Origin of the sequence: Streptomyces sp. NPDC057474, assembly GCF_042802555.1 — a bacterium.
Classification (GTDB): Bacteria; Actinomycetota; Actinomycetes; order Streptomycetales; family Streptomycetaceae; genus Streptomyces.
Genome location: NZ_JBHVDX010000003.1, coordinates 12,720 through 28,480 on the forward strand (window position 1 = coordinate 12,720; position 15,761 = coordinate 28,480).

The 15,761-nt window shown below is 68.2% G+C and carries 12 protein-coding genes and 1 tRNA gene; 4 read left to right on the forward strand and 9 right to left on the reverse strand.

The features are described from left to right. The first annotated feature begins 9 nt into the window (after window positions 1-9). The 3 genes from ACFU53_RS01215 to ACFU53_RS01225 all read left to right on the forward strand — a co-directional run bounded on the left by ACFU53_RS01215 (window position 10) and on the right by ACFU53_RS01225 (window position 2,281). Complete coding sequence (locus tag ACFU53_RS01215; protein WP_383984559.1) at window positions 10-444, forward strand: NUDIX domain-containing protein; 435 nt, start codon at window positions 10-12, stop codon at window positions 442-444. Window positions 445-520: 76 nt separating this feature from the next. Then, window positions 521-1,840: a UDP-glucose dehydrogenase family protein gene (locus tag ACFU53_RS01220; protein WP_383984562.1), complete on the forward strand. Its 1,320-nt coding sequence runs from the start codon at window positions 521-523 to the stop codon at window positions 1,838-1,840. A 367-nt stretch (window positions 1,841-2,207) separates the two neighbouring features. Beyond that, a tRNA-Met gene (locus ACFU53_RS01225) sits at window positions 2,208-2,281 on the forward strand. 545 nt (window positions 2,282-2,826) lie between these two features. Here ACFU53_RS01225 and ACFU53_RS01230 read toward each other — a convergent pair. The 8 genes from ACFU53_RS01230 to ACFU53_RS01265 form a co-directional block, all read right to left on the reverse strand. Then, window positions 2,827-3,042 (reverse strand): hypothetical protein, encoded by a 216-nt coding sequence (locus ACFU53_RS01230; protein ID WP_383984565.1) that lies wholly within the window; start codon window positions 3,040-3,042, stop codon window positions 2,827-2,829. 140 nt (window positions 3,043-3,182) lie between these two features. Next, window positions 3,183-3,887, reverse strand: a complete 705-nt coding sequence (locus ACFU53_RS01235) for a restriction endonuclease (protein WP_383984569.1) — start codon at window positions 3,885-3,887, stop codon at window positions 3,183-3,185. Next, complete coding sequence (locus ACFU53_RS01240) at window positions 3,884-4,150, reverse strand: hypothetical protein (protein ID WP_383984572.1); 267 nt, start codon at window positions 4,148-4,150, stop codon at window positions 3,884-3,886. Before ACFU53_RS01240 ends, ACFU53_RS01235 begins: the two co-directional genes overlap by 4 nt. A gap of 652 nt (window positions 4,151-4,802) precedes the next feature. Further along, window positions 4,803-5,483 carry a carbon-nitrogen hydrolase family protein gene (locus ACFU53_RS01245; protein ID WP_383984776.1) on the reverse strand — a complete coding sequence of 227 codons (681 nt, stop codon included), beginning with the start codon at window positions 5,481-5,483 and terminating at the stop codon, window positions 4,803-4,805. 51 nt (window positions 5,484-5,534) lie between these two features. Continuing rightward, window positions 5,535-6,328, reverse strand: a protein-coding gene (locus ACFU53_RS01250) for an IS5 family transposase (protein WP_383984779.1) whose coding sequence is annotated in 2 segments (ribosomal slippage) — window positions 5,535-5,993 and window positions 5,996-6,328 — 792 coding nt in all. Because the reading frame shifts where the segments join, the coding sequence is not laid out codon by codon here. A 460-nt stretch (window positions 6,329-6,788) separates the two neighbouring features. Then, window positions 6,789-9,041 (reverse strand): Helicase associated domain protein, encoded by a 2,253-nt coding sequence (locus tag ACFU53_RS01255; RefSeq protein ID WP_383984575.1) that lies wholly within the window; start codon window positions 9,039-9,041, stop codon window positions 6,789-6,791. A gap of 189 nt (window positions 9,042-9,230) precedes the next feature. After that, window positions 9,231-12,245 (reverse strand): AAA family ATPase, encoded by a 3,015-nt coding sequence (locus ACFU53_RS01260; protein WP_383984578.1) that lies wholly within the window; start codon window positions 12,243-12,245, stop codon window positions 9,231-9,233. A 14-nt stretch (window positions 12,246-12,259) separates the two neighbouring features. After that, window positions 12,260-13,414 (reverse strand): exonuclease SbcCD subunit D, encoded by a 1,155-nt coding sequence (locus ACFU53_RS01265; RefSeq protein WP_383984581.1) that lies wholly within the window; start codon window positions 13,412-13,414, stop codon window positions 12,260-12,262. Between the two features lie 417 nt (window positions 13,415-13,831). Between ACFU53_RS01265 and ACFU53_RS01270 the strand changes: the two genes are divergently transcribed. After that, window positions 13,832-13,990 (forward strand): hypothetical protein, encoded by a 159-nt coding sequence (locus tag ACFU53_RS01270; protein ID WP_383984584.1) that lies wholly within the window; start codon window positions 13,832-13,834, stop codon window positions 13,988-13,990. A 223-nt stretch (window positions 13,991-14,213) separates the two neighbouring features. Here ACFU53_RS01270 and ACFU53_RS01275 read toward each other — a convergent pair whose 3' ends face one another. After that, the gene (locus tag ACFU53_RS01275; RefSeq protein WP_383984587.1) at window positions 14,214-15,101 is read right to left on the reverse strand and encodes a hypothetical protein; all 888 of its coding nucleotides are present in this window, start codon (window positions 15,099-15,101) and stop codon (window positions 14,214-14,216) included. Window positions 15,102-15,761: the final 660 nt, after the last annotated feature.

Consider the following 15,761-nt stretch of genomic DNA (forward strand, 5'->3'; position numbering starts at 1 on the left):
GGTGTCCGGATGCACCAGAACACCACCGCCGAGCACACGGCCACCGCCCGCGGAGCGGTCGCGATCATCGCCAACCGCCGCGGCGAACTCCTCCTCCACCTCCGTGACGATCTACCCGGCATCGCCTGGCCGGACCACTGGAGCGTGCTCGGCGGCGGCTGCGACCCCGGCGAGGAACCGCGCGAGACGATCGTCCGCGAACTCGACGAAGAAGCCGGCCTGACCGTCGACGGCCTGACCGAGCTCTTCGAGATCCACGACGAGCACGGCTCCGGACAGCTGATCACGTTCTTCGCCGCCTCCTGGGACGGCGACGAGAGCGCCCTGCCCCTCGCGGAGGGCGTCAAGCTCCAGTTCCTCGCCCCCGAGGACCTCGAATTCCGCACGATCCCGCCGTTCATCCGGGACGGGATCAACCGCTATCTGGCCGCCCGGCCCGCCTGAGCACCCCGCCCTTCGGAGGCGGAGCAAAGGTGAGGGGCTGTCGGCGGCCCCTCACCTCACAAAAGGGAACCCCGTCATGAAGCTCACCGTCGTCGGCTGCGGCTACCTCGGCGCCACCCACGCGGCCTGCATGGCCGAACTCGGCCACGAAGTCCTCGGCATGGACTGCGACATCGACAAGGTCACCGCCCTGGGCTCCGGCAAGGCCCCGTTCTTCGAACGCGGCCTCGACGACCTCCTCACCAAGCACACCAAGAGCGGCCGGCTGCGGTTCACCGCCTCCTACGCCGAGGCCGCCGCCTTCGGCGATCTGCACTTCATCGGCGTAGGCACCCCGCAGCAGCCCGGCGAGCACGCCTACGACCTCACCCACCTGTTCACCGCCGTCCGCCAGCTCGCCCCCCGCCTCAAACACCCGGCGGTCATCGCGGTGAAGTCGACCGTCCCGGTCGGCACCGCACCCCGCGTCCGTGATCTCCTGCACGCATACGCGCCCGCCGGGGACGCTGTCGAGGTCGCCTGGAACCCGGAGTTCCTGCGCGAGTCGTTCGCCGTCGAGGACACCCTCCGTCCCGACCGCCTCGTCCTCGGCTTCGCCACCGAGCACTCCCGGGCCGAGACGGTGCTGCGGCAGTGCTTCGAGAAGATCATCAAGGCGGGGACGCCGACGATCGTCACCGACTGGGCCACCGCCGAACTCGCCAAAGCCTCCGCGAACGCCTTTCTCGCCACGAAGATCTCCTTCATCAACGCCATCGCCGAGGTCTGCGAGGCATCCGGCGCCGACGTCGGCCGGCTCGCCGACATCCTCGGCCACGACACACGGATCGGCCGGCGCGGGATGCGTCCCGGCCTCGGCTTCGGCGGCGGCTGCCTGCCCAAGGACATCCGCGGGTTCATGGCCCGCGCCGGCGAACTCGGCGCCGGCCAGGCCCTGACGATCCTCCGCGAGGTGGACGCGATCAACAACCGGCGCCGCGAGCGCATGGTCGACCTCGCCCGCGAACAGGTCAGCGGCAACCTCAGCGGCAAGCGGATCACCGTCTGGGGCGCCGCCTTCAAGCCCGACACCGACGACATCCGTGACTCGCCCGCCCTCGCCGTCGCGCAGAAGCTCCACGAACTCGGCGCCACCGTCACCGTCACCGACCCCCAAGCCCTCGACAACGCCCGCAAGCTCCACCCCGAACTCGACTACGTCGACGACCCCATCGCCGCCGTCCAGGACACCGACCTACTCCTGCACCTCACCGAGTGGCCGCACTACTCCCACGTCGATCCACACCGCCTCGCCGCCCGCGCCGCAGTCCTGAAGGTCATCGACGGCCGCGGCACCCTCAACCCCGCCCTCTGGCGCGAAGCCGGCTGGACCTTCCGCGCCCTCGGCCGCCCTTGAATCCGTCACCACCGTCTGCGGGCCCGGCCAGGGAAAGCAGGGAGCACTCCGTTGACCGGGCCGGGGCCCAGCAGAGTGAACGACCGGCGCACGCTGACGAGAACGCGACGTGGGGGCCACGGTTCGTTGGCCGTATGTCACCACCACTGCGACGACCGGCGCCCTGGAACGCAACGCCCCGCCCTCCTGAAGGCGCATGGCTGGAGCGAGACCGGGTGGGCTGCACAACGCACCCGCCAGTGCGCCGGTCTCCGGTGCCCCGAGGGTTCGAATCCCTTGCCGTAGCCTCGTGCGCACCTCTTTCCGACGCCCTGGCCCTGTAAATCAGCGCTGGGCCCACCCGTATGGCGTAGGCTGGGCGTACCGACGCGGGGTGGAGCAGCTCGGTAGCTCGCTGGGCTCATAACCCAGAGGTCGCAGGTTCAAATCCTGTCCCCGCTACAAAGGTTCGGCCCCCTCGACGCCTGTCGAGGGGGCCGAACGCGTGTGGTACTGAAGCTACGGATCGCTGAGGAATGGATCACCTCGCCGCGCCTTGGGTCCGCCTCCTCAGCAACTTCCGCTCTCCGCTGGCCTCCTCCGCCAGCATGACCGGCACACGGCTGGCTGCTGCTCGCCGGTGTCCTCGAGAAGCAGCGCCCTGTCCTGTACTCCCGGCTGTCCGTGTGAACGGCACGGCGTGTTTGCTGCCCTGGCTCCGCGAGGGGTCTAGAAGAGGAAGCCGACGTTGGGCCACCGGCGCGGCACGGTAGGAGGAGGCAGGGTATGGGCCTGTGGCATGAGGAACCCGGAGCCCGGGCGTGGCGGGAGGCAGCCGACGCAGCAGATCGGCTGCGAGGACCGGGGGCATCGGTTACGGACCCCTGTGAGCCGCCCTACTGCCTTGGGATCTTTAGCGTCACGCCGAGCCACGTCTTCGAAAGGCAGCCCGTCAGCCACCTTCACACTGCAACCGCGTTTCGCACTTCCCTGTCTGAAGACCCGCCCTACCTTTCGTGCATGGTGGATGGCTGGTACGGCTTGGCCTCCAGGTGGTCGATCCGCTCGGCACACTGCCGCAGCCCATCCGACCTCGTCGTGCAGGTGCTCGGCGAGGCTCGCGCGCGGCCGGCCTGTTCCTCGTCGTCGCTGCCGTCCGGGTCCTCCGGGGTCGGCCAGTTCGCGGCGCGCAGCTGGCCGAGCGCGGCAATCGAGGGCCTCAAGGTCAGCGTCCATAGTGAGCTGCTGCACCCAGGTGGCGACAACCCGGCCGCCTCAACGATCTCCGCAAGGGCGGTAAGTCACACGGTGAGTCCACTTGCCGCCCCACCGTGGCAGGCTCCACCAAGGCCGCAGGAAGGCGCTATGACAGTGAGGACGGCCGGCGGGGCGGGGGGAGCGCAGAGAGCAGTTCCCACAGCGGGCGCGAACCCGCAGCCCAGGAACCGAGCAGCTGACGGTCGACGAGGTGCAGCCGTTGCTGACGGGCGAAGGTACGGCCGGGCTGGGTGATCCTGCCGTTGGTCACCATCACCACGACATCCGCCTTGTGGACCGGGCGCCCCGTTCCGTTGAGCACCTGCAGTTCCGGGGTGCCCACGGCGGCGCCCCGCTCACCGTGGCGGCGATGCTTGCACTGGATCACCCACCGCCGCCCCTGCGGATCGGTCGCCTTCACGTCCGCACCCAGGTCTCCCTGGCCGCCGACCTGAACGGCGTCGGCACAGCCGTCCCGGCGCATCAGGTCCCGGATAGCGTATTCGAACTGCCGGTGGGACAAGCCGTCCATCTGTGCCAGCCCGTAGCGCAAAGCGCGCGCCTGGATCTGCCTCCACTGCTCGCGTTGCGCCCGCTGCTGCCACCAGGCGATGCCGCCCAGAACAGCGACGACGGCCGCGACAAGCAACACCCACCAGTGCGCGAGCAGCCAGTTGACCACCGTCACCACCAGACCGACGGCCGCCACCACGACCACGCACAGGACGACGAACTGCGTTTCCTGCTGCTGCCTGCGCCGACGGCTGGGCCGCCGTGCGGGCCGCCGCCGGGCCGGCGGGCGCCGCGTCATCGCTCACCGGCCAGGGCGGAGAGGTCGATCGGATACGACACGCTCGGCGTGGGCGCCGCCCGCCGCAACGCGGGCATGTCGAACTTGACCGGGTACGACACCGTCGGCCGCGGCACGGCTGTCTTCGGTGCGCTGTTGGTGGAGTGCTCGAAGAGAATCGGATAGGTCACAGGCGGTTCGGGCGGCGTGCTGTCCGCTTCGGTTGACGTTGAGGCGTTGCCGATGCCGAGCACGGCCAGGCCGAAGGCGGCGAAGATGGTCATCTCCCGGCGCGCGCCCGGCGCCCATCGGGAGTGTCCGCGTACTGGCGTTCCGTCGGAGCGCACGTACGGGCGGACAAGGGCATGTGGTCCTCCAGCTGACGGCGGGTTTCCCTATCGCAGTCATGTTGGAGCCCAGCACTGACAGTCGATCAGCCGAATGCACTCAACAGCCCTTACTTCAGGGTGAGTTCAGGCCACACAGCGCGGGTCCTGCAAGATATTTACCTCCCTGGAGCCCTGTCCGGGACTGGGGGCACTGTCGTCTGGCACGTCTGCTGCGGGCCAGCAGGATTGCCGTTTGATCAGGCAGTCCAGTCACCTGCGACCTCTACGCAGTCGGCTGCCGCGCCGGTGGCACGACAAGCCGTGTATCCACACGTACGAAGGCGGAATCGGCCATTTCCGGGAGCTGCTGCCGTGATACTGCGGAAAGTGGACCAAAGCGGGCAGGAACAGGAGGTGGCCCTGGCCCTCAGACGCTGATCGCGGTCCCATGCGGCCGTGCGGCCGGGGCGCGGAACCGCGCGCCCCGGCCGTTCTGTCCGAGCCGGGTGACCCCGCGATCGTAGGAGTGAACGGAATTGAGGAGCATGAATCGCGCTTGGCGAACGGGGCGGAGGAAGAGCCGGAGCAGTGGGACGAAGCGGCTTCGTCAGAAGGCGGTCTTCGTGTCGCTGCGGATATCACCGTGGGTCGGCGCGGGTTCAGTCAGGCTCACTCGCGTTTTGCGGCGCCAGGGGCGGGCGTAGCGCAGTGCCACGTGGATGTCCTGGTCGGTTGCGTCGAGTTCGATGTCTGTGACGGCCAGAGCGGGGCGGTTGTCGTCTGGGCAGCGCGCGAGCCACCGCCCTCCGGGCGCCACGATCCCCGAGGGCACGGTGGCGCTGTACTGGGCGGGGATGGCGTAGCCGATCCAGTAGCCGTACAGAGCGGCGTAGGCCTGGGCGATGACGGCTCGCATGGGGTCGTCGACCATCACCGACAGCAGGAGGCAGTTGATGTCCAGGAGTTCGTACTCTGCGAACAGTTCGGGAAAGTGCGCCTCGATGCACAGCGCCACACCGAAGCGGATGCCGTCGATCTCGAAAACAGTGGGGGCGGTCCCCGGCGTGTACATGTAGGTGGCCTCGGTGTGTGACAGCAGTCGCTTGTCGTAGCGGGTGACGAGCTGTCCGGTGTCGGAGACCACGTAGAGGCTGTTGTGCGGCCGGTTCGGCGCAGTGAGGGGATGGATCGAGCCGAACGCTGCCCACAGCCCGAGTTCACCGGCAAGGGCGGCGATCTTCTCGCCTTCCTGACGCAGGATGTTCCAGGGGACCCGGTCCAGTCCGATTCAGCGACGGTGTCAGGGCCTGCGGAGGACATCACGTATTTAGACGTCGTCTCATTTGGTGAGTCGGCGGTAGCAAATGAGGGTGCAGGCGATGGCGGTGAAGGCCAGGAAGTGTTCGGCCTTGCGCTCGTAGCGGCGGTGGAGCCGACGGCAGCCTGCGAGCCAGGCCATGGTGCGCTCGATCGTCCAGCGGTGGCGGCCCAGCCGTGTGGAGGATTCGATGCCCTTGCATGCGATGCGGTGGGTGATGCCGCGCTTGCGCAGCCATCGGCGCAAGTGGTCGTAGTCGTAGCCCTTGTCGGCGTGCAGCTTGGCGGGCTTACGTCGGCGTGGGCCGCGGCGGGAGCGGATCGGCGGGATCCCGCGCACGAGTGGCTCCAGCGCCTGGCTGTCGTGCAGGTTGGCGCCGGAGATACCGACGGAGAGGGGTAAACCGGTCCGCTCCGTGATCAGGTGGATCTTCGAGCCTTTCTTGCCCCGGTCGACAGGATTCGGACCTGTCAGATCCCCCCTTTCAGTGCCCGCATATTCACGGAGTCGATCGCGCACCTCGACCAGTCCAGGTCCCCGCGGGCGCCGAGTTCGTCCAGGACCAGGCGGTGCAGCTTGGCCCAGACCCGGGCCCGGCTCCACTCGCCGAACCGACGGTGCGCGGTCGGCCCCGACGGGCCGAACGACGGCGGCAGCTGCTTCCAGGTGCACCCTGACGTGGCCACGAACACGATCGCGGCCAGCACCTCACGATCCCCGTACCGCCGCCGACCACCGCCCTGAGGCCGCGTCGGAGCGGGCGGCACCACCCGCTCGAACAACTCCCACAACTCATCCGGCACCAGACGCTCCACGATGTCCACGAACGCAGACTACCGACCGAGCCAAATGAGACGTCCTCTTACTGGGGTAGGTGATCGCTCCTTCCGGGAACTGCACCAGCCGGGCACCGACCTGGCTCGCTGCGCGCATCAGGCTGCGGATCTCCGCTCCGCTCGTGCGCAGGTTCTGCGGATCAGTCGGGTCCTGTGGAACGGTGCTCTGAGCGACCGCCAACCGTAGTGTCCTCGCCACATGCGGACAGTAAGGGACGGGGCGGCACACGCCGTCACGGCGCGGCGCTCTTCTCGGAGTTGCGGGATCTCGCTTGCTCCAGGGCCGTCATGCGGGCAGCTGGGCCAGAGATGTCCTCCATGATGCCGTGCTCGAGCCGGTGGCTGCAGGGCGCGGCACGAGCCCGGCGGTCTCCGCTTCGCCCGAGAACCTTTGTCGGCGGATTCCCAGAGAAGGGGCCGGCCCGGGGGGTGGTGGCGGTTACAGGCCGAGTTCGGTGAGCAGCGCCTGGCGCTGCGGGCTGAGGCGGGAACGGCGTCGACGCAGGTTGCTCAGCCACTGCCCCAGACGTACGGGCTCGTCCCCAAGGTTCTCGATGTGGCGCTGGGGAACGTCGAGGTGCCCTTCCCGTTCGTGGAAGGCCCGTGCTGCGGCCAGTCCGCGCTGGAAGGCACGCTCGCGTACCGGCATCCGGGTGCCGTCTGGCGAGACGTCCGTGGTTTGCGGCAGGCCGCTGCCGAGTTCCTTGAGGAGCTGGTGCTGTCCGGGGTGAAGACGGTCGGCCTGGGTGCGCTGGGCCTTGAGCCACTCCCCCGCTCGCGCGGCGTTCTCGGCCTGCTCAAGTCCGAGGCGGGCGGCGTGATAGGCACGCTGCCAGGTTGTCGGCCAGGGGGGATTCCACCACTGGTCCAGAGCGGTGAGGGCGGACATTCGCTGCGGGGTGAGGTTGCGGGCGCGGGTGCGTTGGCTGGCCAGCCAGCGGCCGAGAGGGAAGCCGTCGTGGATCTCGTCGACGGGGGCGGCGAGGTGGCCGTGGCTGGCGGCGTATGCGGTGGCATGGGCGAGGCCTCGTTCGAACGCCTGCTGGCGGGGGTTCCAGATGATGCCGAGGCGTTCGAGCGCTTGGCCGCGCGCCGGGTCGAGGGTGCCGGTGGTGTGCAGGTGGCGTTGCCAGGTGAGCCAGCGGCCCAGCGGGGAGCCGGCGGGGTCCTCGTAGGCCTGAGGGACGTCGAGGTGGTGGTGGGTGCGGTGGTAGCGGCGGGCGGCTTTCAGGCCGCTGCGCCATTCGGCGCTCTTGGGCGCCAGGACCCGCAGGGACAGGGCGAGGGCGACTTCTTCCGCCTGGGCGGGCCGGTCGAAGTGGAGCCAGGCCTCGGGGTCTTCGGTGGGCATGGTGGGGCGGTGCGTGCGAGGGTCGGCAAGGCGTGCCTCGAGGCGGTTGTCGTGGGCACGCAGGGCCTGGATGGTGCGCCACAGGGGGGTGTAGGCGTCGGCGCCGAGGAGGTCGTCGGGGTCTTCCTCGGGGGTGAGGTAGACGGGGACGACGAGGGTGGCCTTCTTGCCGGCGCCGGGTTGCTGGCGCAGGGCGCGGCCGACGGCCTGGACGGTGTCGACGGGGCTGTTCTTGGGGTCGGCGAAGACGACGGCGTCGATGGCGGGCACGTCGATGCCCTCCCCCAGCACACGGGCGTTGGACAATACGGCCGGGGTGTCGGGGGTGGTGTGGGAGGCGAACTCGAGCAGCAGGCGGCGACGGACCTGAGGGGCGTGGCGGCCGCTGATCCAGTCTGCCCACAGGCTTTCGGGCCGCAGGTGGGCGGGGAGCGTGGCGGCGGTGTCGTTGAGGGTGGTGGCGAAGGCGCGGGCGTCGGCGACACGGTGGTGGAAGGTGAGGACGCGGCGCAGTTTGTGGTCGTGGATGGCGCGCAGGGCAGCGACCTGGCGGCCAGCCAGGCGCAGTCCGTCGACGCCGGCGCCGGGTCCGGTGGCGAGCCAGTCGCGCAGGTCTTCGTCGGTGACGACGGGGACGAGGATCTGGTAGTCGGCGAGCAGTCCGAGGTCGATGGCGTCGGAGAGGGTGAGCCGGTAGGCGACGGGGCCGAAGAGGTTTTCGTCGTCCATGGAGGCCACCGTGTCTGCGTCTTCGTCCTGGCTGTCGTCGGGGTCCCAGACGCGGGGGGTGGCGGTCAGGTAGAGGCGGCGGTCGGCGGGGACCTGGTCGTCGTGGTGGACGGCGGCCCAGGACTTGCCCAGGCGGCCGGCGGTGCGGTGGGCCTCGTCGACGACCACCAGGTCCCAGGGGGGCAGGTGGTGGTCGCGGTGGGCGGTGACCACGGCGGGCAGGGAGGCGTAGGTGGCATACGCGGTGACCGGGCCGGGCCGGGAAGCGGTGATGAGCGCGGAAAGTTCCCCCGGGTCGGTGGTGAGGGGGACGTCGGCGCCGAGCGGTTCGTGGTCGAGGGCCTGGCGTTGGGAGCACACGGCAATGGCGGTGCCTTTGCGGCCGGCCAGGCGCCAGGACCGGATCGTCTGCGACAGCAGGTCCAGCGTCGGCAGCAGTACCAGGACCCGTCCACGTGGGGCGACGCGGGCGGTGGTGCGCGCGGCGATCAGGGTCTTGCCCGTGCCGCAGGCCGCGATGACGCTCGCGCGGGGGTGCTGGGCCAGGGTCCGGGTGGCTGCGGCGACCGCTTCCTTCTGGTGGGGCCGGAGTTCGATGTCAGCTTTCGGCATGCTCTCCTGCCGTGGGGACGCGGGTGACGAGGTGTCTGTCGGGCTCTTCTGCGGCCATCATCCTCTCTGCGCTGATGCCGCAGGCTAGCTGTTGGCTTGCTTCAGGCCTGTGTGGACGGGGGGGAGAAGAGGTCCGGCAGGGGCTCGCTGCCGTAGGAAACGAGCCCGGTGCGGCATGGGCGGCCAGGGTCATAGGTCGGTGGAGACCAACGGCCGCAGTGTGGAGCCGTTGCGGTGTTTCATCACGCTGAGCTGGCTGGGGATGCGGCGTCCGAGTTCGGCGACGTGGCTGACGATCCCGACCGCCCGGTTACCGGCGCGCAGCTGGTCGAGGACGTCCATCACATCCTGCAGGTTCTGCTCGTCGAGGCTGCCGAAGCCTTCGTCGATGAACAGGGTTCCCAAGGGGCGGCCGCTGGCTTCCTGGGTGACCACGTCGGCCAGACCGAGGGCCAGGGCGAGAGACGCGGTGAAGGTTTCGCCGCCGGACAGGGTGGAGGTCTCGCGTTCCGTACCAGTCCAGTTGTCCAGGATCCGTAGGCCCAGTCCTGCCTTGAGACGGCCGCGTCGGCCGGCGTCCTTCTCGTCGCTGTGCACGAGGAGGTAGCGGTCCGAGGTCATGGCCTGCAGCCGGATGTTGGCTGCGTCGGCGATCTCTTCGAGGCGGGCGGCTAGGACGTACGCCTCCAGTTCCATGCTGAGTGTGTTGGCCGCGGTAGTGGCCGAGGCGATGCCTGCCACGCGGTCGGCCAGGGCGCAGCGGGCCTGCAGGGGTTCGAGTTCGGCCAGGCGGGTTTCAAGATCGGCGACGAGTGCGGTCAGGGCGGCGAAGCGGTCTCGGGCTTGCTGGGATGCGCCTGCGGTGTTCTTCATGCGTGTTTCGGCTTGCAGGAGCGCGTCGCTGGCGGCTTGCGGGTCTGCAGGTGGCTGGGCGCTGGCCTCGAGCAGGTGGGGCGTGTTCAAGGTGTCGGTGACAATGGCGTTGTCCTTGTCCCACTGCTGGAGTTCCTCGCGCCACTGTTGCAGGAGTGCGGCGGGTTGCAGTGCGGCGGCGGCTTTTTCGCGTGTGGGGAATCCTGCGTCCTGGGCTGCATCGTCGGCGGTGGTGAGGGCGTCGCGGTGGCGGTCGGCTGCGGTGGCTGTGGTTTGCGCGGCGTCGATGGCGGCTGTGAGGTGTTCTGCGGCACGGGTGAGCTCGGTCATGCAGTCGCCCAGAGTGGTGGCGGTGCCGCGTGCGGCATCCAGGGCGAGGGCGATGGTGTGCTGCTGCTGTGCCAGGGCTTTGTGGCGTGTCCTGCATTCGGTCAGGCGGTCCTTGGCCTCCTGGCTCTGGTGGGCGCGGGTGTCGCACTCGTGTTGGAGCCGGGCCAGTTCTTCCTGGGCGGAGGGCAGTTCGCCGGCCTGGTCGCAGGCGGTCTGGTGGGCTGTGCGAGCGGCCTGAAGTTGGAGCTCAAGTTGGTCGGGCGGGGTTGATCCGGCTGTTCCGAGCGCCTGTGCGTGCTGCTCGGCGAGGTCGCTGCGGGCGCGGCTGGCCTGGCTGTGCGTGGCCTCGGCCCGTTCGTGGACAGTGCGGGCCTTCTCCTCGTCTTCGCGCGTGGGCTGGTCTGGCCGCAGCTGGGCCGGGGCTGGGTGGACGGCTGAGCCGCACACCGAGCATGCTTCTCCGTCCGTGAGTTCGGCGGCCAGTTCACCGGCCATGCCGTCCAGGCGGCGTTCGCGCAGGTCGAGCCAGTCCTTCTTGGCGTGCAAGGCCTCCGCTTCACGTTTGGTCTCGGTCTCATCGGCTGTGGCCAGCCGGGCGGCGAGACTGTCGCGCGTGCGGGCTGCTGTGAGCTGTGTGTCCAGGGCCTGGATGTCTCGCTCGAGTTGGGGGATCTGGTCGGCTGCCTTGGCCATGGCCTCCACGCGGCCGGTGTGCTCGGTCTGCAGGGCGGGCCATTCCTCCAGCCACTGTGCGGCCTCGTCTTGGTCGGCTTGCGCCTGCTCTTCCTTCTTGTTCAGCTCGCTCATCTGGGCGCCGAGTTGGGTGTGGCGTTCCTCGTCCGGCAGAAGACCTTGGAGGCGGCCTCGCTCGGCGTGGTGCTGTTCGAGGGCCAGCTGCAGCTGAGGAATCTCGGCGTGAGTGTGGGCGGCTGACAGCAGCGTGCGGGCGGTGTCTTCTGCGGTCTGGGCCTTTCGGAGTGCGAGTGCGCTGCGTTCAAGGCCATCCAGCAAAGGGCGCAGTGATTCGGCGCGTTGGCCTCTCTCGAGCAGTTCGCGCAGTCGGGGGTGATCGGCGGCTTTCTGGTCGAGGGCTGCGCGCTTTACGAGGGCTTGGCTGTGCTGGCGCTGGTGGGTGTCGAGGTCGGCGGCGCGCCGGTGGTCCTGCTTGGCCCTCTGGTGGGCTTCGTCGCTGCGCTCCTCGTCTGTCAGGGCGGCGGTCTGGGCAGCGTGGGCGCGGGTGAGCAGGTCCTGGGCCCAGGAGTGAGCGGCGGTGGGGTGCTCGGCGTCGGGGCGGACGAGCCGGTTCGAGGCGGTGTCGGCCTCCTGGAGGGCGGGTCCGGCTTCTTGATCGATGCGTTCGCTGAGCTGCTGTACTGCTGTGGCGACTTCGTCGAGGTCTTTTTTCGTGGTCTTGCTGCGCGTGGTGAGCCAGGTCTGCAGTTCTTGGAAACGGCTGGTGTCAAAGAGCCTGCGCAACAGGGTGGCGCGGTCTTTGGCGTCGGCCCGTAGGAATTTCGCGAAGTCTCCCTGCGGCAGGAGGACGACCTGGCAGAACTGTTCTTTGGACAGTCCCAGCGCCGCCTCGATCTCTCGGCTGGCGTCTTCGTGTCTGGCGCTGACCGGCTCCCAGGCGGCGGAGCCGTCCGCGGTGCCGGTCTGTTCGTGCAGTTGGACGGTGGCTTCGGCGGTGGCGGTGCCGGTTTTGGCACGTGCGCTGGGATAGGTCTGCTTGGGCGTCCGTGTGATCCTCAGGCGGCGTCCGGCTGCGGTGAACTCGAGGACGACCCTGGTGCGTGCGTCTACGGGGGCATGGTCGCTGCGCAGCCGGTGGGTCGGGCGGATGCCGGGCACGGTGCCGTAGAGGGCGAAGCAGACGGCGTCCAGAATGCTGGTCTTCCCCGCGCCGGTGTCGCCGCGCAGCAGGAACAGGCCCGCGCTGGTCAGGGCATCGAAGTCGACGTCTTCGGTGCGGGCGAACGGGCCGAATGCCTGGACGGTCAAACGGTGGAGATACATCAGCTGGCCTCTCGCGCGGCGGCTTGGGTGCGGACGCTTTCCAGTCCCTCGTGCAGCAAGTCCTGCTCCGCGCGGGTGGCCGGGATACCGCTGACGTGGTGGAGGAAACCCAGGGTGATCTCGTGGTCGGTGCGGCCCTGAACACGGGAGCGGTAGGACTCGCCCCCGGGCTGACGCTCGTGAGAGAAGCTCAACTTCAAAGCGTGGGGGAAGCGTTGCTGCAGGCGCTCCATGGCCATATGCGGCCGGCCCGGATCGGTGAGAGTGATGTGCAGCCAGCACGTCTCGTACTCGGTGTACTCGGGGCTGGTCAGCAGGTCCTGCAGGGTGCCGGTCATCTGGCGCAGGCGGCGCGGGACAGGGCAGAGGATCTTGCGTGCCGTGATGGCGGCGTCGGCGCCCAGGTCGACCAGCCACATGGCCTTGGGGTGCTCTGCTTCAGAAAAGGAGTAGGCCAGCGGGGATCCGCTGTAGCGGATGCGCTCGCTGATCTTCTGGCAGCGGTGCAGGTGCCCCAGCGCCACGTAGTCCACCCCGGTGAAGACTGAGGCGGAGACGGAGGGAACGCCGCCGGCGGTGATGTCGCGCTCGCTTTCGCTGGTGTCCGCGCCGGTGACGAACGCGTGGGCGAGGACCACTGATCGGGTGCCGGAAGGCTGGGCTGCCAGGTCGGCCCGGACCTGGTCCATGGCCGCGCTGAGTACCGCATGATGGCTGGCGCCTTCTGCGCCGAAGTGGGCGTGGACGAGGCCGGGTTCGAGGTAGGGAAGGCCGTAGAAGGCCACGGGTCCGTGGTTGTCCTGCAGGACGACCGGACGGGCGCAGTCCTCTACGCCGGTGCGCAGATGGATCCCGGCGGGCTCGATCAGACGGGCGTTGACCCCCAGTCGGCGGGGGGAGTCGTGGTTGCCGCTGATCATGACGAGCGGGACCCGAAGGGCGGCGAGTTCTTCGAGGACCCATTTGAACAGGTCTATCGCGTCCAGCGGTGGGATGGCGCGGTCGAAGACGTCGCCCGCGACGGCGACAGCCTCGACGTGTTCTCGCCGCACCGTGTCCAGCAGATGCTCCAGGAAGGCGCGTTGCTCAGCGAGCAGCGGGAATCGGTACAGCTGGCGGCCCAGGTGCCAGTCCGAGGTGTGCAGGATCCTCATGAGCACAGACCGTAACCACAGCGGTAGTAGATGCGGGTGGTTTTCCAGATAAACGGTCTTGTTTGGGGTGACATCGTGACAGGCGAGGGAAACGTTTCCTCGATTGCCCGGCCCCGCTCGCAGGGTGATTGTCAGTGGCAGGAGGCAAGATAAGCAGTGGGGGAGGAGGATGTGATGTCGTTATCGCGTTCTGCCAGGTCTGAACACGCTGTGGCCCGGGGGGGTGCCGCTGGTGCGCAATCGAGGCCCGCGGCCACGGCCGCCAATGGCTTCCGGAGGTTGGCTGGCATGCCTGGGTGGCGCCGACCGCCGAGCAGCTTACTGACTTCGGCGTATTAGGGTCCGTCCGGTCTATCGAGAGCGAGGCCGGTCCCGGCGAGAAACCCGCCGAGGATGCTGTGCCGGTACTGCAGTGCCTTGAGCCGCCTGCGGACCAGGGTCTCCAGTCTGCACGGGCTGAGTGCCCGGCTGTGCGACGACGTCGAGGCCCTGGACAGCTACCTTCCGCCGCACGTGGCGGAGTTGGCGCGGAAGGTCGCCGAGGTGTTGGAGGAGCCGCAGCCGGCACCTGTGTAACGGCGGGGTCGTGGCATCGTTTGCCATGGGGCCGTAGGGGGGCCTCAGGGTGTTCCTGTCGACATGAAGTCGAGGCGCGCGAAGCTCACCGCCGACATGCTCCAGGCGCTGGCGGCCCTCGGGCCGAAGTGGGCGGCGGCGTAGCCGCGTGGGATGCTGTACGAGGGTCCGTGCCGGACGCAGTCGGCACGGACCCTCTGCGTTGGTGCCTCAAGCGGCTGCTTCAGCCTCCGGTCCCGTAAGCTCCGTGCTTCTGCTGAAGCGCCGGGTCCTCCGGGATTTCCACCGGTCCCACCTCGTTCTTCTCCAACTCGGAAGACTTGAGGAGGCCAGCCTCGAACTTCTCCCCCTTCTCCTGTTCCATTTCGTCCAGCACCCTGATACACGAGGCAACCCCACCCGCGACGGGAACCTGTTCAGCGAAATCCCAAGCTAGCTCGTAGTACTGCCCGGTGGCCCAATCCTTACCGATAACCAGGCCATCGACAGCGGTGCCGATATCTTGGAGGACCTGCACTGTCCCATTGGCCTTGAAAATCTTCAGCACCTTGCCGACCTTGAAAATACCTCCCGTCGCGCAGTTCAGCCCCGCCTGCTGCACCGGAGTCAACTTGTTGTAGCGATCTATCAAGATCTCGATGAGACCCTGGCCAGTCTCGTGCGTGCGATTCGTCTCATCGGTCTGCGTGCCAGGCTGGTTGCCTGCCGGATCCCGCTCCTTCGGATCCCCCTTCTCCGGGTCGGTCTCGCCGGTGCCGATTAGAAGCGACTCTAGAATTCCTGTGAGCTGATCCCGCTCCTTCATCAGCGTCTTCGGGTCGTTAATCTTCGACACCGCGCCGAGCAGCGGCCCCAGAATTCCGATGAGCTTCTTCCGCACCTCTGGAGGCGTCTTCGGGTGATTGATCAGCTTAAGCGTGCCACCCACCGGCTCCAAGAACTTCGTGAGATATTTCCGCACCTCCGGCGGCGTTTTGGTGTCTTCGATTAGCTCCAATGCGACGGTCACCTGCTGCACGGACTGCGCGAGCGTGACCCGCTCCTCCAACGACGTTTTCGGGTCTTCAATTACCTTCAGTGTGGTATTCAGCTGCTCTACGGTCCCCTGCACCTCGTCAGGGACCTCCTGCTGTTCCGGCAGCTCCTCTACTTCCCTGTTCAGCTCCGGCGTGAGCTCATCCAGTTCCTCCCGTTGCTCTGCCGGGTCAGCCGACGGGCCAGCCGGAGTCGGGGCAGCCGACGGGTCAGGTGTCTGCGCCGAAGGCTCAGAGGGAGAAGGCTCAGCCGGAGCAACAGACTCAGCGGGAGCAGACGGCTCAGCCGGAGCAGACGGCTCAATGGGAGCAACAGGCTCAGGGGGAGCAGAAGGCTCAATCGGAGCAGCTGGATCAGGCTCAGCAGGAGCAACAGGAGAAGCAGGCTCAGTCGGCTCAACGGGAGCAGCCGGAGCAGGGGGTTCCGGCTCCTGGGCTGCTGCCTTGGTCGATACCCCTGCAAGCGGCTGAGAGGCTGCCATGGCGGTTGTGGCCCCTGCAGAGACGAGGAGCCCACTGGTAATGCAGGATGCGCAGATAAGCCGAGTAGTTCTCCGCCGGAGTGCCGTAATCATAGTGATCTCCCTCAGATGTCGACTCCTTCCGGAGTCACGTGAGACCACCCTTACTCTGTGGCGAGCGAGAGAAAATCCACGAACTTTCGTGTCTTGACATCGGCCCGGGAACCGTAATAATTGCGGCCCTGCTGAGAACGGGCCCTCGAGTTGGCACTGCGA